Consider the following 22,544-nt stretch of genomic DNA (forward strand, 5'->3'; position numbering starts at 1 on the left):
GAGAGGTAAAAAACTAGAGTCTTTTCTTACAGAACAGACCTCAACGCAATAATAATCTGCTAGATCAACAACAATACTTGCGCTACTAAAATGTAGCGTGCAAACACTCCTAGTCTTTTAAGCTCCTGTGACTCATTCGTACTTTCATCGAGAATAGCTCCTATAGCGATCTAGGATACTGTAGTCCATAGTGTCAGCTATTTCCTTTGCTGTCGCCGTGTTGAGCATCTCAGAGTCGGGAATGACGCTGATTCGTGTTAGATCCAGTCTATCGCCATCCCAACAACAACGGATCGTCGCATTATCACTATATATTGATTCGGTGTGATCTCGGCAAGCTTCCGTGAGAGTCTGAAGTTGGGCTTCAGAAATACACAGTCTACCTTGGTCGTAGAACTCGGTTGCTAGTGTTGCTCCTCTAGATCCATGTTCTGGATCCTCGAAGTCATTCAGACGTTGGGAGTCATGAAACAGAGCGAATAAGCTAACAACCAGATCATCCCCACCTTCCCTCTCGGATAAAAATAATCCATTACGCTCTACTCGCTGCCAATGCTGCAAGCCGTGAACACTATATTCAATCTGGTGCTTCCTAGAAAGGACATCCTGCACTAGTTGGTCATCAACTTTGTCGTGTATGAACATCACTGGTAAACACTCCCGTTTTTCTTGAGCCAGCCTGCTTGATGCCGCCCATTAGGGTCATCATGCGTCCAGTGAATGACACCACCTTTGTTATTCCACTCATACACCCCGTTGAACGAAATCTCATCTCCAACTTTGAGGTGGTTAATCCTAGGAGCTAAATCAATGTTATGCGCCATCAGTAGTGTGTGCCCGTTATCAAGCCTCAAGATAAACCTCTGGTGCCTACTACCCTTGGTGTCGTCTGCTAGAATTTTAGATACGACCCCTTCACCAGACATTTGAACACCACTTCGATGATCATTATAAGCATCTGTGACTTGTTCACTACTGGTGGAGCCATTGGGTAGACCAGATATTCCACCACTAGATTTTACGTATACAAAAGCGAGTACTGCTACGACGATGAAGATGTTTAATAATTTTTTCACTGGTTAGAAGCGTAAAGCGCACGTCTCACAGACTATCAACACTTAGGTTTTGAGTTGTGTTTGAAATTGTCATTATCGGAGAAATCATGGAACACCACTGCCTCAGTAGCTGGCTACCTCCACCGAAAATGTAGACTTTAAGCTGCATCAAGGATCTTTTTAGCCTTCGCCAGAGTAGTCTTACTTAGCTTCCCATCCACTCTTCTCGAACTATCCACGAGTTCCTTCAACTCTTTCAAGGCGACATCAGCAGCTTTTGAAGACTTACGAACACCACCATACTTCTTGTCCGAGAAATACTTGGTAAAGGTTGTGCCAGCTCTAGCTAGGCAGAGTCTCCAACCTTGGAATGCTGTGGTTTCGTACGTGAATCGGGTTAGGTTCTTCTTTGATTTCATAGGGGTATTGGCTGAGATCAAAATCTAACACCGAATCGGATACGTGTCAAAGTCGAGTATTCGTCGTGCAGTCAACGCCTCTGACACGAACAAGAAACAGCTTATGACCCCTTCAATCCCCCCCCCGATTATGCTGCTCGGCATTTTCGAACTATTGCACGTCCACCGAAGTAGCCAGCAAATGCTAACAAGCCTACTCCACCACTAGCCACCGCTAGACCTCCGAGCATAGTTCCTCCACCTATCGCAGCCAGTCCAGTTGTAATTCCAGCACCAGATAAGCCCGTAATGCTACCAGCCGATGCTATTGCTGCTGTTGTACTACCCATCCCGCCAGCAGCTCCAGTAATTGCTCCTACTGCGCCAGCAACGTTCTCTTTAGTGTTGTTCTTCATAGTGCTGGGAACTTAATCAGAGATCTGCCATTGGAGCTGTTACACTCCTAACAGAGTTTTGTAACGCCTCTCAAATCTACCCCCTAACACCTCAATCGCGCCTCTTCTTCTACTTTCTCCTCTCTGGCTCATATTTTATATGGCACCCAGCGATTCCTTATGTTTAGTTGCTTCGTCGTTAGAATTTTCTAGCATCCCTCGCCCACTTTCTCCTTTTTCCTAACCATCCATGTCTGAAGACCAAAAGAAACAGCTCGAATCCCAGCTCTGGAACATCGCCAACACCCTGCGGGGTAAAATGGGAGCTGATGAATTCCGCGACTACATCCTCGGGTTTATCTTCTACAAGTACCTCTCGGAGAAAATGCACCTCTACGCGAACGAGTTGTTAGCTGAGGAAGACATCACCGAGTTCACCCAGCTCGACCCCGCCACGGTGGACGGCAAGGAAATGCTCGATGCCATCGAAGAGGAAGCCCTGCAAAACCTCGGTTACTTCCTCTACCCTGCTGAACTCTTCCACGCACTCGCTCAGAAAGGCTCGAAGCAGACCGACAACTTCATCCTCGAAGACCTAGGCAAAGTCCTCAAGCACATCGAGAACTCCACCCAAGGCACCAACTCCGAAGAAGACTTCGAGGCTCTGTTCGAAGAGATCGACCTCGATTCCTCCAAGCTCGGCAAGACTGTCAACCAGCGCAACGAACTCATAGCCAAGGTCTTCACCCACCTCGACGCCATCGACTTCAAGCTCGGTGACGCCGACTCAGACGTCCTCGGTGACGCATACGAATACCTCATTGGTCAATTTGCTTCTGGAGCAGGAAAAAAAGCGGGTGAGTTCTACACCCCTCAGCAAGTCTCCTCCATCCTCGCCAAGATCGTCACCGTAGGGAAATCCTCACTGCGCAATGTCTACGATCCCACCTGTGGTTCTGGCTCCCTCTTACTCCGAGTCGCCAAGGAGGTCGAAAATGTCGGTGAATTCTGTGGGCAGGAAATGAATCCCACCACCTACAATCTCGCACGGATGAACATGATTCTTCATGACGTCCACTACTCCCGCTTCGACCTGCGCAATGAGGACACGCTAGAACACCCAGCACCACAGCACGCCGACAAACGCTTCGAAGCCATCGTCGCCAATCCACCTTTCTCAGCCGATTGGTCAGCCAGCACCATCCACGAAGCCGACGAACGCTTCTCTGACTACGGCAAGCTCGCACCTAAGACCAAGGCGGACTTCGCCTTCATCCAGCACATGATCCACCACCTCGACGAGAATGGAACCATGGCGTGTGTCCTCCCTCACGGCGTACTCTTCCGTGGAGCTGCCGAGGGAGTGATTAGAAAATACCTCATCGCCGAGCGCAACTACCTCGATGCCGTCATCGGTCTCCCCGCCAACCTCTTTTTTGGCGTAGGTATTCCTGTCTGTATTCTTGTTCTGAAAAAGAACCGAGAAGAACATGCCGACAATGTCCTCTTCATCGATGCATCAAGTAATGAACACTTTGAAAAAGTTGGCAGCAAAAATCAACTTCGCCCCGATGACATCGCCAACATCATCGACACTTACACCCAGCGTGAAGCAAAGGACAAATGGAGCTACCTCGCCCCACTCAGCGAGATTGAGGACAATGACTACAACCTCAACATCCCCCGCTACGTCGACACCTTCGAGGAAGAAGAACCCGTCGACCTCGACGCCGTCAGCGAAGAACTCAAGGCGTTAGAAGGCGAAATGGAAGCGACCAACGCCACCATCGCCAGCTTCTGCCAAGAACTCAACATCAAGGCTCCGTTCTAAGATGAGTATGGAAAAGACAATGGTGCCGCAGTCACGGTTTCGAGAGTTTAGTGATGAATGGGCTACAAGCTTGCTTGACGACTATGCAACTAGAGGATCTGGTCACACGCCTAGTAAAAGTCATCCAGAGTACTATGATGGTGACATCCCTTGGATCTCACTAACCGATTCCAAGAGCCTCGATAAAGGATTCATCGATTCTACAAAAACTAAGATAACTGACTTAGGAATTAAAAATTCTTCAGCAGTAGTTCACCCCAAGGGAACTGTACTGCTTTCGCGAGATGCTGGCGTAGGAAAAAGCGCAGTCATGCAAAACTCTATGGCAGTTAGTCAGCATTTTATAGTGTGGAAGCCTAAGAGTGGCGTCTCGACTACATGGTTCCTCTACTATTGGCTGCAAATCATGAAACCTCATTTTGAGAGAATTGCTGTTGGCAGCACAATCAAAACTATAGGTCTACCTTTCTTTAAAAAACTAAAAATCGCAGCCCCAACTCTCCCCGAACAAGAGAAGATCGCGGCATTTCTGACCTCGGTGGACGCGCGTATCGAGCAACTCAAGCGCAAGAAATCCCTCCTCCAAGACTACAAAAAAGGCGTCATGCAACGCCTCTTTTCCCAACAACTCCGCTTCAAAGACCAAAACGGCAACCCCTACCCAGACTGGCAAGAGAAGAAACTCGGAGATGCTGTAGAAATCAATCCCAAGTCAGCACTACTCCCCGATACATTCCTCTACATCGATCTTGAAAGTGTAAATGACGGAGTCTTGTCTCCACCAAGAGAAATGATTATCTCCGACGCACCTAGCCGCGCACAACGATTAATGCAAAAAGGAGACGTCCTTTACCAAATGGTAAGACCCTATCAAAAAAACAATTTACAGTTTCAGAATGATGGCGACTACGTGGCTTCAACAGGCTTTGCTCAGCTAAGAGCAAGTAACAACTCCAGCGATTTCATTTATCAGTTATTGCTCACAGACAGGTTCACTGACTCAGTTCTCAAACGTTGCACAGGCACCAGCTATCCAGCAATTAACAGTTCAGACCTTGCCGATATTTTGATTCAAGTTCCACACCCAACCGAGCAGACCAAAATCGCCAATTTTCTCAGCACCCTCGACACCAAAATCGAGCAAGTCACCCAACAAATCACCCAAACCCAAACCTTCAAAAAAGGTCTGCTCCAACAGATGTTTGTGTAGCAACTAACGAAGCTCTCTTCCCTTACAATCACACCTCCCAAAATGAGCCAACTATCCATAAAAATCGAGAACTGTAACAACATCGATTCAGCAGAGATCCTCCTTACTGAGAATAAACTAAACATTAAGTTTGGATCAAATGGCACAGGAAAAAGCACTATTGCCACCGCTATCGCTTCAGACAATCAATCTCTTGAAACGCTGATGCCTTTTAAGCTACGCCAAGACAACCCAGAGAGCAAAAGTCCACTGGTTAGTGGGATTGACTCCATTTCTGAGGTTATGTGCTTCAACGAGGAATATGTAAATCAGATCGTATTCCGACAAGATGAGCTAATTAAAGACAGTTTCAGCATCTTTATCCAAACCCCTTCTTATAAAGATAAAACAGAGCAGATCCAGTCTATCGTATCGGGCATAAAACAAGTCTTTGCTGAAAATGCAGACCTAGAGGCATTTTTAACCGATTTAAAAACTCTATCATCCAATATAAAGCTTACCAGCACTGGAAGCATTTCAAAAGCTTCTCCTGCCTACAAAGGATTAGGATCGGGTAACAAACTTGTACATATTCCAGAAGGTCTGGAGACGTATTCAGCGTTTCTCAGAAACTCTAATAATGTTAGCTGGATTGACTGGCAAATGAGAGGTCAATCCTTTCTCGATATCTCCGATGACTGCCCTTTCTGCACAGCTCATGTAGCAGATAAAAAAGAGCAAATAAAAAAGGTTAGTGAAGAGTACGATAAAACCGCCATCAAACACCTTTCTGGTCTTATCGAGATCCTTGATAAACTAGGGCATTATTTTACGGACGATGCGAATGCTATACTTGATATAATCAAAACACTTAGCGATGGACTAAATAGCCAACATTTAGAATTTCTGGTCAGTGTGAAAAACCAAATCGATGATCTAATTAGCAGATTAGAAAATCTCAAAGTGCTTTCATCCGTCCACTTTGGACTAGGCGAAACTGTCGCCGAAAAGCTACCAGAGTATAAGATTGATCTCACGTTCTTCGACAGGCTAAATTCAGATAGAACGAACGAACTAGTAGAGTCTCTAAATGCTTCGCTCGATGACGTAATTAATAGAGCTGGTACACTTCAAGGTCAAATCAACCTACAAAGAATAGAGGTAACACAACTAATAGAGAGGCATCAGAAAGGGATAAACCAATTCCTTTCGAACGCAGGTTATCGATACCATGTTTTTATAGAGAGCGCAGATGACAGGTACCAACTGAAGCTCAGACATAAAGATTTTGCTGACAACATTTCTAGAGGCAATCAACATTTCAGTTTCGGTGAGCGTAATGCCTTCGCTCTAGTACTATTCATGTATGAATGTTTATCTAGAGAACCCGATCTCATAATCTTGGACGATCCAATTTCCTCTTTCGATAAGAGTAAGAAATACGCCATTATGGACATGCTCTTCCGACAAAATCAGAGTCTAAAAGGAAAAACTGTTCTCGTTCTCACCCACGATATTGAGCCAATTATCGACACAGTGAAGTCCGTACGTGGACTATTCAACAATCAAGTTGATGCTTCTTTCTTACGTCAAAACAGAGGCGTAATTACAGAAATTGGAATCACCCGAAATGATATTCTTACATTCTCTCAAATTTGCGACTCTGTCCTCGCATCTGAAAAAAGTCCTCTAGTGAAACTAGTCTACCTTCGAAGACTATATGAGATCGTCGATGACAAAGGTGACGCTTACCAAGTATTATCCAACCTGTTCCATAAGCGTCCAATAGCAGAAGCTACTGACAGTAGAATTCCTACCATTGCTGGTGGCGTCAACTCAATAAGCCCAGATGAGTTTGACTGTGGCGTAGCAATAATCGAAGCGAAGTTTGGAACATTTGATTACCAACAAGAACTCGATGACATCTGCAATAATTCCCACATTACTCAACGCTATAACGAATGTGATAATGCTTACGAAAAGCTCCAAATCTTTAGAATTTTAAATAGCGATCACTCCAACTCTATCATCCGAAAATTCATTAACGAATCATACCACATAGAGAACGAACTCATCTGCCAACTAGCCCCTAGTAAATTTAACACAATCCCTCAATATGTGATCGATGAGTGTGATAATCACATGGAACAAACAGCTATTGAGACAGCCGTCTAACCCTCCTTCATTGTAAGATGACTCAATCCGAACAAACCCTCGAAAATGAACTCGTCGACCAGCTCGTCGGGCTTGGCTATGAGCGCGTCAAAGTCGAAGACGAAGCTAGTCTGTTAGCTAACCTCAAGACGCAACTCGAAGCCTTCAATGGAGTGGCTCTGACTGATACCGAGTTCGGCAAGGTGATGAACCACCTCACGCGATCCAATGCGGTGTTTGAGAAAGCCAAGATCCTTCGCGATAAAATGGCGTTGGAACGTGAGGATGGAGAAACGGTTTATCTCGATTTCCTAGATGAGAACCAGCTAGAGCGCAATCTGTTCCAAGTCACCCAGCAAGTGACGATGGAAGGAAGCTACAAGAACCGCTACGATGTCACCGTCCTCGTCAATGGGCTTCCCCTGCTCCAGATAGAACTCAAACGCCGTGGGCTAGAGCTGAAAGAGGCATTCAACCAAACAAACCGATACCAACGCCACAGCTATTGGGCTGGGTCTGGCTTGTTCAATTTCATTCAGCTCTTTGTGATCACCAATGGAGTGAACACCAAGTACTATGCGAACAGCAAAGGTAAGCAGTCGTTCAAACAGACTTTCTATTGGGCAAAGGAAGACAACCAAACCATCCGTGAGCTAACAGCCTTCACCGATGCTTTTCTCAATCGCCAGCATCTCGCCAAGATGCTCAGCCAGTACATTGTACGCAATGAGGCGAACAAGATCCTCATGGTACTACGCCCCTATCAGTTCTACGCCACCGAAAAGATTGTTGATAGAGTGCTGAATCCTCCAGAATCGAACGGAAACGGCTACATATGGCACACCACGGGGTCGGGTAAGACATTGACATCATTTAAAGCATCCCAGATCCTCACAGGGCATACAGACGTGCATAAGGTAGTCTTCTGCGTCGACCGCAAAGACCTTGATTACCAGACGATCACAGAGTTCAACAGCTTCTCCAAAGGGAGTGTCGATAGCACCGACAACACAGCAAAGCTTGTCGAGCAATTCACCGATGATACCAAGCTCATCGTCACCACGATTCAGAAGCTCAACACCGCGATCAGCAAAGCCCAACATCTGAACAAGATGGAGCAACTACGCGACAAGAAGATCATCTTCATCTTCGACGAGTGCCACCGCTCCCAGTTCGGCGACACACACCAGCGCATTGTCGATTTCTTCAGAAATCAGCAGATGTTCGGCTTCACTGGCACCCCTATCTTTGCTGAGAACGCAGCCAGTAAGAATGGCAAGAAGCGCACGACCAAAGACCTCTTCCACAAGAAGCTCCATTCCTACGTCATCACGGATGCGATCAAGGACGAGAATGTCCTCAAGTTCTCCGTAGAATATGTGGGGCGCTACAAGCAGAAGGCTGACTCCCCTAATAACGTCGACATCGAGGTCGAAGGGATCGATACCAAGGAGCTAATGGAGTCTCCCGCTCGACTAGAAAAGATCACCGACTACATCCTCGACCGCCACAAAGCCAAGACCAAGCACCCACAATTCAACGCCATGTTCTGCGTGAGTTCGGTGGACGTGCTGATCCAATACTACCAGCTCTTCGCCAGGAAAAAGAAAGAAGGGAAACACAATCTCAAAATCGCCACGATCTTCAGCTACGCAGCCAATGAAGACGACAAAGACGCTGACGGCATTCTTGATGAGGGTGGTGAAATCGTCGGAGGTGATGTGGGCAACAAACACACCAGAGAACACCTCGACAGCTTCATCAGCGAATACAACGGGATGTTCGGCACGAACTACTCGACCAAGGACTCCAAGTCCTTCTACGGCTATTACCAAGACATCGCCAAGAAGGTCAAAGCCAAGCAGGTCGACATCTTGCTAGTCGTGAACATGTTCCTCACTGGCTTCGACGCAAAGACACTCAACACACTCTACGTCGACAAGAACCTGCGCTACCACGGACTGATCCAAGCCTACTCCCGCACCAACAGGATTCTCAACCAAGTGAAGTCACAGGGCAACATCGTGGTGTTCCGTAACCTCAAAGGACGCACCGATGAAGCCCTCAAACTTTTCTCTAACGTCGATGCCAAGGAGGAAATCTTCATCCCTCCCTACGACAAATACGTCGAACTCTTCAATGAAGTGGTCAACGACCTTACCGCTCAGTGTGAAACAGCCGATGACGTCAAAGACCTACCCGACGAAGAAGCTGAGCTGAAATTCATCAAGACCTTCCGTGAGCTGATGAGGCTGATGAACATCCTAGAAAGCTATGCTGAGTTCGATCAGAATGAACTAGGCATCGATGCTCAAGACTACGCTGACTTTAAAAGCGCCTACCTTGATCTCTACAACAAAGTCAAAACTGACACCGAGAAAGAGAAAGTCTCGATCCTCGACGATGTCGACTTCGAGCTTGAGCTGATCCACCGCGACGTGATCAACGTCCAATACATCCTCCAGCTCCTAGCCCAGCTCTATGACGCTGACGATGCCGAACAGAAAGCAATCAAGAAGCGTATTCTCGATGCTCTAGCAGGAGATCCAGAGCTACGCACCAAGAAGGAACTCATCGAAAAGTTCATCGAAACCACCCTCCCCACCATCACCAACGCCGCCGAAATCCCAGAGTGCTTCGAAGAGTACTGGGAACAAGAAAGGCGCAAAGCATTCGAGGAGCTAGTGAAGGAAGAACAGCTCAACGAAGACAAGCTCAAGAAAGTGATCGACCGCTACATCTACACAGGCAAAGAACCACTCTCCAACCCCGACATCATCCAGCTCATCGAGCGCAAACTCAAGCTCAGCGAACGCAAACCGACTAGAGAGCGAGTGCTAAGCAGAGTCATCGACTACGTGAGTACCTTCATCAAGGGTGTCGCTGCTTAAACTGTCTGCGACTATCGACAACAATCTCAACAAACAGTCGTCAGAAAGCTTTGCAGTGAGACTTTTCCTTTTTCCATACTCGGCTTTACACTGAACTCTTAAATAAAATAAAAAGACACTCCTCGTAACGGAATACCGTGCGCGAGCTTTACGTCCTGCTAAAATAACGCATGTCCTATCCAACAAAACTCTACTATAAATATCGCCCACTGTATTCAGACCGACGTCATAAAACGCCGCATGAATTTACGAAGTCAATAATCAAGTCATCAGAATTATACTACGCCACACCAAATACTTTTAATGACCCTTTTGACTGTAACCTAAAGTTGCATACAGATGATTCAACAGATAAGGAATGGATCGATTATATTGATTCGATGATAGTTCAATACCCCCAAAATAAAAAAAAACTAGTGACGGTCAAGCGGAAGAAGTCATGGGGACGAGTAGGCGCAATTGGAGAAAATACAGCTAAGAGTATTTATGAAGACTCCAGTGTCTTGTGCCTATCAAAGCGCCCAGACTCCATTCCAATGTTCTCTTATTATGCTGATGATCACTACGGAATTGCGATAGAGTTGCAGTTTTCAGACATCGAGGTTCCTTGTGGAATTCCTTATGGAGATTTAAGTGATCCCTCCAACCTTTACGAAAGAACAATTATTTTTCGTGATGTGGAATATCCACTTACGATTCCTGAGCTGAACTACCATAGGTTGTATGGGTCAGAAAAGTTACTCACAAATCTCATCTTTAGTAAGTTTAAGGAATGGAACCACGAAGATGAGTTTCGAATTTTTCGGCGTAACATGGCGGAAAGTTCAGTTAAGTTCCCCCAAAAGATGCTTACACGTATAATTTTCGGTTCTAGAACAGGGCAGGATGAGATTGATTTAGTTAAGACGTGGCTCTCTGCTCGCACTAACCCTGTAATTCTTGCTAAGATTGAACCATCCAAGAAAGACTTCTCTTTGAACATTGTCGATTTCGAAAATTATACGCCGTAATTTCGAACATGGTGAAATAAATAATAGTCCAGAAAAGACCCTGTCCTCAATCATTGCCGCTGAAAATCGCGCCGATAGTACGATTATCTCATCACACCTTTTGCTTCATCAATCGATACACCGTGGAGCGAGCAATTTTCATCTCTTGGGCTATCTGGGTTGCGCCGACACAAGGTTCCACAAGTTCTCTTAGCTGCTTGCAATCAACAGATTCTTTTCTACCGAACTGAATACCTTTCGCTTGAGCAGCTAACCGACCTTCATTTCAGCCAGTTCCTTTTCTAGTGCGGCAAGCTTAGTAAGGATAATTGATTTATTTTGAACTCGCCAGCCGCGATAAATGATGAAGCTTGGAATAATGAAACCTATAAGTATTTCAAGGAAGGTATTGCCAAACCTACCTCCAATGCCAACATTATAACTGATTGTATAATAGCTGCCGTCATCTCTTGTGTGGCGTTTAGAATCAGTATCATAACTGATCCAGTTCTTATCCTCATAAAATTTCAAATCACCACCGCGTGGTGGTTCATGAATAACCCAATGTAATGATTTATTCATATAGTCTACAGCAAACAAGTGTAGTGTGATTGAAACGACGGCGATTATAACCCAATGTATTTTTTTCATTTTTTTGGGTAACTTACCTCTAGTTCAGTAATTTTATGTTTTAGAACTAACAGAAATAGATCTTTTCAAATGGAGCTATTTTACTCTTTGGCTTAAAAGAGTCAGTTTCTATCTCTTTCTTTTAATCTCATTGATCTCATCATCACTGAGACCAATTTGGCTACGCTTTAAATTTGTCTCGGCACTTACAATTTCTTTCTGAATTCTAGCATTCAATTTGAGCATCGACCTCTGTGCCTCGCCCCTTATACGAGCTTCTTCTTGAAAATGGTAACCCAAAAAAGCCCCTGCTCCGTTGAGAGCATATACAAGTCTCGAATTATGCAGATCTACTGTTCCGCAATTTTTAATCGTCGCCATGTAAGCATCTCTCCAATCCAAGTCATGCGTGTCAATAAGATTAGGCAACCTCATAACCTCTGAGAAATCCTTCTTTTCATGTACAGATCTACTTGGCTTTGGATTCGGATTGGTTGAGCAGGAATTCAATAGGAGTGAGCTGGAGAGTATCGTCAAATATATGAGCTTGAAGGGTATTGCTAAATTCATAATGTTTCTAGATATAAAAGTTACCACTAAACCCCTAACAAGTGAAGTATCAAAAAAAATCATTTAGATGACTTCCGCACCTTTCTTTTTGGGTGGCAGAATTAAGCCAGTGCATAAGCTCCTTGAATTTTCTTTGATGAGCTGAGTCTTGAGAGTGGTAATCTGCTAGACTTAACACATCTATTAGACAGACTAACTGAGCTGAAATTTGAGTAATCCCTTTGTTTATAAAGGATCACACTACACGAGGAAAATGTAACCCGTAACCTGTTGAAAAATAGTCACAAAGTGACGGATAACCTTGACTTAGGTGAGGGCCCTTCAAAATTTGGGTGCTTAATACCAAAATCATCCAGGCCCTCGAGAAGGACCTTAGCTGTAATCTCGCCCGACTCAAGTGCCTATCTTTGCTCATTAGTGCGGTACTGAGACATCGCACTGTCAACCTCACTATACTAGCCACCACCTCCGACGGAAAGTCCTGCTCTAACGAAAGCCGCTATAGGCGCTTCCAAGACTTTTTTCTTAATGTCTCTCTATGTCTCTCATCTGTTTCGAGGTTCATTCTTAGCCGTATACCTAAGCCTTCAACTGGGTTCGTGTTGGCGATGGATCGCACTAACTGGCAATTTGGACGCAAAGATATCAACTTCTTAGCTATCGCCATTATTGCAGGAAAGGTTTCTATTCCGATCATTTGGAAAGTCCTCCCAGCTAAAACGAAACGAGGGAACTCTAACACGGCTCAGCGTATTACCCTGACAAAGAAGCTACTCAAGATCATCCCAGCAAAGGACATCAAGGTCTTGACTATGGATCGAGAGTTTGTGGGTAAAGAGTGGCTCTCTTGGCTCGATAACAAAGGAGTCGGCTATGTTGTGCGTATCAAGAAAAACACGCTTGTAGGAAGTTTTTCAGCCTTGGAATTAGCAACTCGCCGTGGTCGTAAATCTCAGAGGTTACAAACCGTCTTTGGTCTCGAACTTTTCTTCGCCTGTAAGCCAATGAAAAAAGACGGACGAACAAGTCATTTACTCATTATTAGCAATCGATTTACAGGCAAGGAGGCTCTGAGTCTCTACAGTTTACGGTGGGGAATTGAGAGGATTTTTGGGCATTTAAAGAAAAAGGGGTTTGACCTTGAAGCCACACACATGACCAATCCAGCCAAGCTTGAAAAGCTCTTTGGTATCCTTACAATGGCCTTTCTATTGAGCTTTGCGTGGGGATGTCATCTTCGATCCTCGGAGCAGAAAACCTCTGCGGCAACAAAGCGCAAAAGCCTGTTCCGACTCGGCCTTGAAGATATTTTAAATCTAGCAGATTGCCATTCAAAAGACTCAGGTCATCAAAGCAGACTCAAGGAATTTCTCCACTGGCTTAACTCTACAACCTTCAACTCAATTTTCCTCGTGTAGTGTGATAAAGGATCATGAAATTTCATCTCAGTCTATGGAGGGGCATCGCGTGGAAATATAAAAGCCCCCTCACCTTTCGAAAGAGTCGATAATAGGCTCTATTAGACAAGCTTTTTTGATTCTACACGCGACTTGCTTGCTGCTAGGTCGCGGAGCCTCGGGGATTGCTGATTTCCATCGACTTGCTTTTCCAATTTTCAATCGCCCTACTAGACAAACAACCCACTCTATAGCCACCACAACAGCTCACGCCTAACTTTTAGAATGTTAACCAATAGTCACACTAGAACTATCACCTATAGGGATGAACACCCCCTAAGTATCTTTCACACTATCAGATATTTTATTTTAGCTCGACTAGGGGTTTCCGTACATCAACTGTAACTACCAGAAATATCACTCCTATGACGAAAGTCAGATCTAAACTCTATGGCCCTTACTCAAATACAAATCATTCAGTCGCTCGGCGAAGCGATGAACTGGCTAGAACGCGAACTATCATGGGGAGTCGCAATGGCTGAGCAGCGGCATCTCGTGGGTCGTATTGGTGAACTCTATGCAGCGCTCATGACCAGTGGTCAGATGGCTCCGGAGACTAATCAAGCTGGCTACGATGTAGTTTCATCATCCGGTGAGAGAATCTCGGTGAAGACTACTACCCAATCTGGTCCTGGAGGCCACATGTCTTTTAACTCCAATACGCTCGACCAAGTGGATCGCGTCATGGTCTTTTTTCTCAATACTGAGGAAATGCAGGTCGAAACCTTACTCGATTGCTCAGTAACCGAAGCTAAAGGCCTTTTCTCCAAGGTCAGCAGTAGCGGCAAGTATAATCTAAGTCTCAGTAAGCTACGTAAAATAACCGATCCCATTCGACCAATCAAGGATCAACAAGTCATAGCTGAAGCGGACTACAAAGGTTTTACAATACGCGAACTCGAATCTGGTTCCATATTGGTCATAAACGATACTGACATTGAGCCTGTAACTAAACCTATTTTACGGAAGATCAGTTCGGATCTCGGTATGCCGATTATCAACTCGAACGGCAATCCGATGAATACGAGGCAACTGGGCTCACGGCTCATTAAGCAATTACAACTTGGGGTTTGATCTCTCAGCTAGGCTTCACACCATGCCACCAATTCACCAATCACTCATCGACACGCTATACAACCTCCGGGTTGGTTGCGTTGGTTCAGGTAAAGATCGCCACGAGCGCCCGCACAAGCCGCTGATGCTTTTAGCTGCGCTGGAGCTGATAGACGATGGTCTCGCAACACCAGAACACATTCCGTGGAGTAAGGATCTCTGCGATCGCTTCACTCGGATTTTCAATATCGTGAAGGCGGCTGATGATGACAACACACCGAAGAATCCATTCTTCTACCTTTCATCGGACAAGATCTGGATACCTCTTGATCAGAGTTCACTGGCAGGCCTAGCAGCACCACCTAGGAAGTCTCAGTTTGGCTCAGTGCATGCTGAGTTCAGCAAGGAGATGATCAGCGCCACTGACACCTCGGAGAAGCGACACAGTATCCGTAAACTATTAGTTTCACGCTATTTCCCTGATCACTACAAGCTCCTCATTCAACAAGTTGGCCACGATCAAGCGAGCCAGGAAGATAACACAACCTCAGTAAAGCCGGCTCGCAGCTCAGCATTCGCAAAGCGTGTGACAGACCTCTACGACTCCAGCTGCGCTGCCTGTGGACTCCGTATAAAACTCCCTAGCCACGAAGTGAGTTTTGTCGATGCCGCTCATCTCATCCCCTTCTCTGAAAGTCACAACGATCACCCAAGTAACGGCATGGCACTCTGCAAGCACCATCACTGGGCGATGGACCGTCATCTCATCAGCCCGGGCCCAGATGGAGCTTGGCATGTGAGCAGCATCTTCGACAAACGACGATCCTCCGCCGAGAGCGACCTCCTAGCCCTGGCCGGCAGCGACATCATGCTACCTAACGAAGAAGCCTTCTACCCCACTGAGAGAGCTCTCAAGTGGCGTTATGAGCAACTGCTCCACAAGTAGTATCAGTGAGATCTTAGCAGATAAACGAGTGCAGATGTAAACTAGCGTGCTCAACAGCATCATGTATCGTATTGATGCCGAACACCGGCCGCGACTAGTATGGGAGATGGCCATTCAAAAAACGATCACACGAGAACAGCTCTACAAAGACATATGGGCCAAACCCGCAATAACGCTCTCAGATGAGTATGGAATATCCGGGTCGATGATAGCACGCATCTGCACCAAGCTAAATGTACCTCGCCCACCACAAGGCTATTGGGCTAAAAAGGCACATGGCCATAAGACAGGCCGCCGTCCTAAATTGCCCAAACCGACTGAAGATCACCTTCTCGAGTGGATCGTCAGAGATCAACCCTCAATACAAACGGAAAGGAAGGCTGTGTTGGAAGCAAAGGAAATTAGTCCGCACAGAATACCAGAAAAGGAGCACCGTATCATAAAGGCTACACGCACTGCCTTACGTGGTGAGAAAGTGGATAGTGATGGATACATATCTCCAAAGTGGGATTGGAAACATGTTGCTCTCTATACATCAAAAGAAATGATGGAAAGAGCACTATCAATACTAAACTCGTTCCTTTACCTGTGCGAAGAATCTGGGGTCAAGATCCATTGCCCAGTACAAATCAACCCAAAAATTACGCCAGCGTATTACGACAGTGAGGATTCTGGTGCAATACTTCTGCGTTGGGCTGATAAAGAACTAAAGTTGTCAATTCGGGAGCCTATGACGCGCTTCATGGAGAAATCAGAATACAATTCGAACGACTATAGTTACTCACCTAGTGGCCTCCTAGAGATTACTGTTGGAAGCCGCAAAAAGCGCGACACCAAGCTGACCAAACTAGAGTCTTTCATTTTGCCGCTATCCGAATCTGTCATAAAACAGGTTGAGGAAACCATAGCCCGTAATCTGGCATGGGAAGAGGAACAGAGAAGGTACGCGTTCATTGCTGAGTACCGAGATGCCCGAAACAAACAAAAGCGGTTTGAGGAAAAGCAACACGAATCATTGCTGGAACGCTCGGCAAGCTACAAGCACGTCACGGAGCTGCGAGAGTATATTCAGATGTGTGAACAACAAGCTTCTCGACTAAAGTCTGAAGGCTACGATATTACGGAGGACGACTTTCTACAAATCCAGTGGATGAAGGCTCGTCTAGAAATGATCGATCCATTCTTAGGCTCTGGGAGTCCATGGAGGCATATTCCAATTTCAGTAGCTAAAGGACTCGAGCCTGAACGCTATTACTGGTGATACCTATAAATCTTTAATACACATTCATCATTCACTACTCCCCCCCAAAAACCATCGCGACCACGCGATCTAACCACACCCTTCGACCTTCCGACCATAGACACCCCCACTCACCAAAAAACTCCCCAACTCGAACTAGCAACTCGAACTCCCCCTCCTCTTCCGAATAGGTGAGCTTTCATAGTCCTTAGCCACGAAGTAAGGGTTCTCTTTGTGCCATGCCACATAGTGCGTCACAGTGGAGCGGCGAGACAACTCATGCACGAAACCGGCACGCACCATCATAGAGAGATACCAGCGACTACGGCCAACCTGACGCGTCAATTCCGTAAGGTTATAATAACGCTTACCATCTATTTCCACCCCTGCTTCAACAGATGACTGTGGGCTACCTTTTACCAAATGATTCATGTGCTTTATTCAAGTAGTGTTTAAAATTATCGACGATCCAATTCTCTCGCCTAGGAATATAAGCGATAGGAGGTCTGACCTCATTTACAATGCAAGCCCTTTACAATGAGAACTACTTATCTTTATCCTGTAGCAGAAAGTGTCTTCCACATTCATTCATACCCGGCACACTTTTTTTTATGAAATCTTTGATAGCTGCTGTAAAAATCACACCTGCAGCAGGTTCCATTGTGTTGTTAGATCTCAGCTCAGCCAGAGACTTTTGAAACGCTTCAGAAAGCACATCCATCTCACCCTGAACTTTGACGCGCAACTCATCAGACGGAGTTTGCATCTCTGATAAAACTTTCCCAATACACACAAATTTCTCAGCTAATGTTGCCAATTCTTCCGCGGCCAATTCAGCACTCTTCACATCAGTCACACTAAATGATACCTGAAAATATTGAGCTAACATCTCAAGATAGTGAGCTGCTAGTTCTTCGTGACTAGCCCCATTAAATTCAGGATATTCAATCTTATGGATTTTAGTTAAAGTGACCGTTGACAGCAGAAAAGAAACCACCTCTTTTTCTCCCACGCTTACTCCCTTATCTGCAAAATAACTTATATACTGCTTCCCAAATTTCTCTGATGCAGCTCCTTTCAACATTTTATTTACACGGTCTATATAGAACTGCTGCTTTCTGATCGGCTGGTTTGCTCTGATCCTTTTTTCGATATTCTCTGAATACAAATTTCTACCTCTCAACTTCTTCAGTACACCTTCACTGTATTCCTCCTCAGTTATCCCGATAGAAGATTCATCTAAGCTAGTCCCCTCATATAGTATTCCAAAAAACTTCTCCACTCCAGTTAGCATATACTCCTCGAGTACAAAATCTTCAGCGCCATGGGAGAGAGAGCTCAGGCAATTGAGAGCCAATATAAGTGATAAAACCTTCTTTAACATGGTGAAGAAATAATGAGTTCATTTACTTTTGACCACCTTAAAAGATCAACTCACACGCAAATACCTATCAGCGCTACCACCAACTACCCCTGTAGATAGGAGGTCTGACCTCATTTACAAGCCACATCATCCGCGAACAATTAGAATGTTTCCCCCAATATGAAACTGAACTCACAGCGATCATTGATCGCCTAGTGGATCTTCTGCCGCTCGCACGCGCCCATTACTACCACCCAAGCCAACAAGGAAGCTGGAGCATAAAAAAGGTACTCCCTGTCATCTGCTCAGATCTAAACTACAGTGAACTAGAGGGAGTGCAGGACGGCAACATGGCCATGGTAAGCTTCCAAGAAGCCATTCATCCTGACTGCACACCTGAGCGTAAGGATGAAATCTACCAAGAACTCGACAAGTACTGCCAGCTAAACACCCTTGCCATGGTTAGAATCTGAGAAGTCTTTACAGGGAGAGTCGGGTAATCCATTTGAAATGGCCTCCATCCGTACTCTACTATAAATAGCCTACTCCACACTTTTCGGCTTACGGCCCCGACGTTTTGACTTTCTAGATGGTTCTGGATTCTCAGCAAAGCCCCTCCCTACCCCCCCCAAGGAACTGGGCTCATACGTCTCCATTCGCCATGGTCGGTCTTCGGGATCTGTTTGGTATTCCAACTGTCGTTTTGTTCCGATACCAAGGTCTCTGATTAACTGTGGGTCATGATCCCTGACAATCGACTGCATTTTTCCGACTCTGCACAACTCCCGGAGCCGATCGCGTTGATCATTGTCACCATGCTGAAACAGAACCCAAAACACCCTGACCAATGGCTTCGTGTCCTGAGCTCCATAGCAAGTTCTGCGTAAGTAGTTATAATCATCCCTTTCGTTCAACCGCAGTAAACATGGCACGCCCCGGCTCGCCAAATATTCTGCGATTATAAGCCCCTTCTTCTGGTATTCTTTATCCGGGTAGGAGCACACCCAATCGGCACAGCAGTTGAGAGCTGACATAAATACCTTCGAGGCCTTTTCCGGGTCTTTAGCCAATATTTTTTCTCCATCACTTCGCCAATGGAAAATCTCATCGGACATCTCAGGAACCAACCACACAGATTTATCAAAAAATTGAAACCACACATCTTGCGTCATCTCAACCTTCATGGCTTTGAGCATTTCTCTCGTCAGCTCATTCAGCCTGACTTGACCTAATGCTGATGCACTCGAAGTCAGGCTAGGATTATAGGGGTCTTGCAGAAACTCAAACTTGGGATCTACTCCAACCCATGTCAATAATGCTGCTGCCCTTAATTTACCTTCCTTCGCTGCGTAACGGAGCGCAATGTGAGCTTCAAAAATCAAATCTGGGTAGTCGTCTTTGAGTTCCCGGTAGAGTCGCAACAAGAACTTGGAGCAACCTGTGGAAAGGAGTGCATCTGCAAACCCATCACCACCTCTGACATCCATACCACGTTTGAGAGCGAGCCTAATCAACTTCTCATTGTGAGTAGGGAAGACATCGCAGGCAGTCAGCCTCCCTATCGGTAGTCCATGCTCAAGTAGATACAGCACAATTTCAGCGGCTGCTGGGCTATTCTCCCACATCGTATAGTGGATCAGATCATCGATTTCCCATTGGCTTTGGAGAGCATGCTTCCAGAGAAATGTCACCATGCTATGGTTACCTATACGAGCCGCTCGAATGATCGGAGATCTGCTCACATTTTGCTTATAGGGTATCAGCGTGGGCTTGCCCTCTTTTACCCAATCCATTAACTCAAATAACTTCCCCTGCCGAACAAGTAACATGAGTTGTTTGTGCTCACCAGAGCTGCATTCTGGATGTCCTTCGTTGCCAAGCATGATAAAAATTTAGGGGGGCTACATAGTCATGCAATCCGTAAACACCGACAATTCTAATTCAAAGCATCATCCAGGACTTTCTTGAGCGAGTCCATTTCGCTGTGAGTGTATCGCTTACCCTCACCAGGCGAATGGCCCAGGATTAGATCCGCTTGAGCGTCTGAGCCTCCACCGGACACAATCAACGTCCTCAGTGTGTGACGCAGACTATGGAATGTCTTTTGAGCTATCACACGTTCAGACTTCTCAAATTTGTGATATGATTGCTTTATTCCGGCCAGGATAACTAATTCAGTGAACTCACTCGACATCCTATTCTTCCCGGACTTCTCAAAATACTGATGGAGTCCGGGACAAATGAACTCCCCTTTCACTTTTGCTAGTAGATCTGCGTATTCACTAATCATAAGAGGTACCTTGAGCTCTTTATTGCTTTTGCTGCTAGTATAAGTAAGCACACCATCCTTTAGCGCGCTGATCGGCATGTTCACTGCATCCTTTAGTCGGCACCCGGCCATCATTGCCAACATCGCAGCATAAGCCCATTCTTTCATTAGCGGATCCTTTTTCTTGATTAGCCAGGAAATCAATTGATTCGCTTCATCCAGATCGAATGCCATTCTGTCTAGCGTCTCCCCCCTTTTCACTCGCTTCACCTTCTTTGCTGGATTCACCTCTATGAGCTCTTCATCAACGGCCCTATCCAATGCTCGAGACAAGTAGTTCAATCTCTCGTTCGCTGATTTGGGAGTCATTGATTTCAGCAGTAACACATACCAATCTTCACATTTCCTCAAAGTGAGCCAATCTAAGCCACCTTTCAGAGCCCCCTCATCTTTGAGCCATTCCTTCAATTTTTTATAGTAGGATTTGTAGGCTTGGTACGACGACGAGGACACTTTGCTTTCCAAGTTCTCTATGTATCGATCAAGGTATTCAATGATTCCCATGTACTCGCGATCAGAGTTTACCACCTTGATCCCCGCCGAGCCTAGAATACTCAGCACCATCAGCTCTACTTGTCCCTTAGTGAGCGTGGTGCTTCCGGAAGGGTTGAAGCTGTCAGTGCTGTATTAGCCAATCCTAGCATTATAGCTTCAGCATCTTTCTTGTTGGTGGTCTTTGTGGACTTCGTAACCCACTTCCATTTGTTCTTGGATTGGTCCCAAACCTTGTAGGATGCTTGATAGAACTTAGAGTTGGGGTTTTTAAATACAGATCCGTCCATAAACAAACTTAAGAAAGAACTTAAGAAAAAATCAATACATATCTCAAAATCACCTAAAAACTACCTAAAAACTACCTAAAAACTAACTATGAAAGAAAAAGCCTCAATCCCTTTGGTTATATGGGACTGAGGCATCTTTTAAATTGGTAGGGGTGGAGAGAATCGAACTCTCGGCCAAGGGATTATGAGTCCCCTGCTCTAACCGCTGAGCTACACCCCCTTTCCTTTTAAGCCAATAGGTTACATTGATCGGAAATCACTTCTCAAAGTTAATTGACCACCGCTCTTGACCACCGCATGTTGACTGACTGGAGGTTATAGAATAACCAGAGTCACATGAGTGAATGGGAGACGGTGAGCGCTGAGAACATAGTCCGCAATGCTAAGTCGGGGATTTATTACCTTAGAGCCAAGGTGCGCGGCAAGATAATTCGGCGATCTTTGAAAGTAAAATCCCTTTGTATAGCGATGATCAAATGCGATGAAATGCTACTAAATCTTCGACACCCATCATTACTAACTCTGATCAAGTAAGTTAGACGTCTAAAAAATTCACCCATGGCGACTATACGGCACACATCCAAATATGCGCATTTTCAGAAGAGATTTATCGCCTGAATGTGGGTTAGTTACGCGTTTTCGATCCAGAGGGCTTTTGCTGAGTCACCGAAACAGACCTCCATCCAGACCACTTTCTCGCCATCGAATTCGAATCGTCCGTTGAATAGTTGTCCATCTAACATCTGAGGTAGCCAATGCCTGTCATCTTCCCACATTTTGTCATAGGGAATAGCATCGAGCGCGGTCCACAATGGATTGGCTTCGCGGGTAGAAGTGGGTTCGCCATCAAATGTGTTGCTCATAAATACATGGCAGTGAATGTCAGGAATATCTGACATTGCGAAATGAAGCTCCCCCATTTTTACTGGAGAATGCGGAGTGATATGGAGCTCTTCCTGGCACTCCCGCACGATTGCTTGAAGAGCGTTTTCACCTGGGTCTATCTTCCCACCTGGGCCATTGATCTTCCCCTGACCAATTCCCGTCAATTTCTCAATCAGAAGAATCTTTCCATCCTGAACAACGAACATCAAAGTCGCTGGAATTTCTGCATTCCAATTCTTCCATTCAATAGTACTTTCATTCGCTGGGATTGTGCTCATATCCGGCACTCTAGAGCGCATTCGCTGTGACCACAAGCTAGCACATCAAACGAGATAATTAACAAATGCAACTTTGTCGCATTAACGCCTTGCTTTAGATAAATTTTAG

General features: G+C 45.6%; 23 protein-coding genes and 1 tRNA gene. 10 read left to right on the forward strand and 14 right to left on the reverse strand.

The features are described from left to right. Nucleotides 1-144: 144 nt before the first annotated feature. From BSZ32_RS02310 to BSZ32_RS02325, 4 genes are all read right to left on the reverse strand, one after another. Nucleotides 145-645, reverse strand: a complete 501-nt coding sequence (locus BSZ32_RS02310; RefSeq protein WP_105041926.1) for an HD domain-containing protein — start codon at nucleotides 643-645, stop codon at nucleotides 145-147. Then, nucleotides 645-1,076 (reverse strand): DUF3465 domain-containing protein, encoded by a 432-nt coding sequence (locus BSZ32_RS02315; RefSeq protein WP_206018697.1) that lies wholly within the window; start codon nucleotides 1,074-1,076, stop codon nucleotides 645-647. Before BSZ32_RS02315 ends, BSZ32_RS02310 begins: the two co-directional genes overlap by 1 nt. Nucleotides 1,077-1,213: 137 nt before the next feature. Continuing rightward, nucleotides 1,214-1,474, reverse strand: coding sequence for a hypothetical protein (locus BSZ32_RS02320; RefSeq protein WP_105041927.1), 261 nt, complete (start codon nucleotides 1,472-1,474; stop codon nucleotides 1,214-1,216). 128 nt (nucleotides 1,475-1,602) lie between these two features. Beyond that, a complete protein-coding gene (locus BSZ32_RS02325) occupies nucleotides 1,603-1,869 on the reverse strand; it encodes a hypothetical protein (RefSeq protein ID WP_105041928.1) in 267 nt (88 codons plus the stop codon). 229 nt (nucleotides 1,870-2,098) lie between these two features. Here BSZ32_RS02325 and BSZ32_RS02330 point away from each other — a divergent pair, with 229 nt between their 5' ends. From BSZ32_RS02330 to BSZ32_RS02350, 5 genes are all read left to right on the forward strand, one after another. Further along, entirely contained in the window at nucleotides 2,099-3,679 is a 1,581-nt protein-coding gene (locus BSZ32_RS02330) for a type I restriction-modification system subunit M (protein ID WP_105041929.1), read from the forward strand. A gap of 7 nt (nucleotides 3,680-3,686) precedes the next feature. Beyond that, nucleotides 3,687-4,889: a restriction endonuclease subunit S gene (locus tag BSZ32_RS18605; protein WP_206018698.1), complete on the forward strand. Its 1,203-nt coding sequence runs from the start codon at nucleotides 3,687-3,689 to the stop codon at nucleotides 4,887-4,889. Nucleotides 4,890-4,931: 42 nt separating this feature from the next. Beyond that, entirely contained in the window at nucleotides 4,932-7,043 is a 2,112-nt protein-coding gene (locus tag BSZ32_RS02340) for an AAA family ATPase (protein WP_105041930.1), read from the forward strand. Nucleotides 7,044-7,060: 17 nt separating this feature from the next. Next, on the forward strand, nucleotides 7,061-9,913 hold the full coding sequence (locus BSZ32_RS02345; protein WP_105041931.1) for a type I restriction endonuclease subunit R: 2,853 nt from the start codon (nucleotides 7,061-7,063) through the stop codon (nucleotides 9,911-9,913). A 170-nt stretch (nucleotides 9,914-10,083) separates the two neighbouring features. Continuing rightward, on the forward strand, nucleotides 10,084-10,923 hold the full coding sequence (locus BSZ32_RS02350) for a DUF2971 domain-containing protein (RefSeq protein ID WP_105041932.1): 840 nt from the start codon (nucleotides 10,084-10,086) through the stop codon (nucleotides 10,921-10,923). Nucleotides 10,924-11,014: 91 nt separating this feature from the next. Here the strand turns inward: BSZ32_RS02350 and BSZ32_RS20275 are convergent, their stop codons facing one another. The 3 genes from BSZ32_RS20275 to BSZ32_RS02365 form a co-directional block, all read right to left on the reverse strand. Beyond that, nucleotides 11,015-11,155: a helix-turn-helix domain-containing protein gene (locus BSZ32_RS20275; protein ID WP_105041933.1), complete on the reverse strand. Its 141-nt coding sequence runs from the start codon at nucleotides 11,153-11,155 to the stop codon at nucleotides 11,015-11,017. Between the two features lie 17 nt (nucleotides 11,156-11,172). Continuing rightward, nucleotides 11,173-11,484: a hypothetical protein gene (locus BSZ32_RS02360; protein WP_129589546.1), complete on the reverse strand. Its 312-nt coding sequence runs from the start codon at nucleotides 11,482-11,484 to the stop codon at nucleotides 11,173-11,175. A 177-nt stretch (nucleotides 11,485-11,661) separates the two neighbouring features. Further along, complete coding sequence (locus BSZ32_RS02365; protein WP_105041935.1) at nucleotides 11,662-12,102, reverse strand: hypothetical protein; 441 nt, start codon at nucleotides 12,100-12,102, stop codon at nucleotides 11,662-11,664. A 332-nt stretch (nucleotides 12,103-12,434) separates the two neighbouring features. Here BSZ32_RS02365 and BSZ32_RS02370 point away from each other — a divergent pair, with 332 nt between their 5' ends. From BSZ32_RS02370 to BSZ32_RS02385, 4 genes are all read left to right on the forward strand, one after another. Then, on the forward strand, nucleotides 12,435-13,520 hold the full coding sequence (locus tag BSZ32_RS02370; protein ID WP_165788589.1) for an IS4 family transposase: 1,086 nt from the start codon (nucleotides 12,435-12,437) through the stop codon (nucleotides 13,518-13,520). Nucleotides 13,521-13,949: 429 nt separating this feature from the next. Then, nucleotides 13,950-14,633 carry a DUF6998 domain-containing protein gene (locus BSZ32_RS02375; protein ID WP_105041937.1) on the forward strand — a complete coding sequence of 228 codons (684 nt, stop codon included), beginning with the start codon at nucleotides 13,950-13,952 and terminating at the stop codon, nucleotides 14,631-14,633. Nucleotides 14,634-14,655: 22 nt separating this feature from the next. Further along, entirely contained in the window at nucleotides 14,656-15,558 is a 903-nt protein-coding gene (locus BSZ32_RS02380) for an HNH endonuclease (RefSeq protein ID WP_105041938.1), read from the forward strand. A gap of 46 nt (nucleotides 15,559-15,604) precedes the next feature. After that, nucleotides 15,605-16,819, forward strand: a complete 1,215-nt coding sequence (locus BSZ32_RS02385; protein ID WP_105041939.1) for a hypothetical protein — start codon at nucleotides 15,605-15,607, stop codon at nucleotides 16,817-16,819. Between the two features lie 135 nt (nucleotides 16,820-16,954). On the opposite strand, the gene BSZ32_RS18190 is transcribed toward BSZ32_RS02385, so the two are convergent. Both BSZ32_RS18190 and BSZ32_RS02390 read right to left on the reverse strand, forming a co-directional pair. Continuing rightward, on the reverse strand, nucleotides 16,955-17,230 hold the full coding sequence (locus tag BSZ32_RS18190; RefSeq protein ID WP_129589549.1) for a hypothetical protein: 276 nt from the start codon (nucleotides 17,228-17,230) through the stop codon (nucleotides 16,955-16,957). Nucleotides 17,231-17,342: 112 nt separating this feature from the next. Next, nucleotides 17,343-18,182 carry a hypothetical protein gene (locus BSZ32_RS02390; protein WP_105041940.1) on the reverse strand — a complete coding sequence of 280 codons (840 nt, stop codon included), beginning with the start codon at nucleotides 18,180-18,182 and terminating at the stop codon, nucleotides 17,343-17,345. 104 nt (nucleotides 18,183-18,286) lie between these two features. Here BSZ32_RS02390 and BSZ32_RS02395 point away from each other — a divergent pair, with 104 nt between their 5' ends. After that, complete coding sequence (locus BSZ32_RS02395) at nucleotides 18,287-18,634, forward strand: DUF2779 domain-containing protein (protein WP_276308449.1); 348 nt, start codon at nucleotides 18,287-18,289, stop codon at nucleotides 18,632-18,634. A 69-nt stretch (nucleotides 18,635-18,703) separates the two neighbouring features. Here BSZ32_RS02395 and BSZ32_RS02400 read toward each other — a convergent pair whose 3' ends face one another. From BSZ32_RS02400 to BSZ32_RS02420, 5 genes are all read right to left on the reverse strand, one after another. Then, nucleotides 18,704-20,044, reverse strand: a complete 1,341-nt coding sequence (locus BSZ32_RS02400) for a hypothetical protein (RefSeq protein ID WP_105041942.1) — start codon at nucleotides 20,042-20,044, stop codon at nucleotides 18,704-18,706. A gap of 53 nt (nucleotides 20,045-20,097) precedes the next feature. Then, a complete protein-coding gene (locus BSZ32_RS02405) occupies nucleotides 20,098-21,054 on the reverse strand; it encodes a site-specific integrase (RefSeq protein ID WP_105041943.1) in 957 nt (318 codons plus the stop codon). A gap of 5 nt (nucleotides 21,055-21,059) precedes the next feature. Further along, entirely contained in the window at nucleotides 21,060-21,272 is a 213-nt protein-coding gene (locus tag BSZ32_RS02410; RefSeq protein ID WP_105041944.1) for a hypothetical protein, read from the reverse strand. Nucleotides 21,273-21,416: 144 nt separating this feature from the next. Beyond that, nucleotides 21,417-21,492 (reverse strand) — tRNA-Ile (locus tag BSZ32_RS02415). 409 nt (nucleotides 21,493-21,901) lie between these two features. Then, nucleotides 21,902-22,435, reverse strand: coding sequence for an 8-oxo-dGTP diphosphatase (locus BSZ32_RS02420; RefSeq protein ID WP_105044747.1), 534 nt, complete (start codon nucleotides 22,433-22,435; stop codon nucleotides 21,902-21,904). Between the last annotated feature and the right edge of the window lie 109 nt (nucleotides 22,436-22,544).

This window comes from Rubritalea profundi (genome assembly GCF_002954445.1).
GTDB classification, from domain to species: Bacteria; Verrucomicrobiota; Verrucomicrobiia; order Verrucomicrobiales; family Akkermansiaceae; genus Rubritalea; species Rubritalea profundi.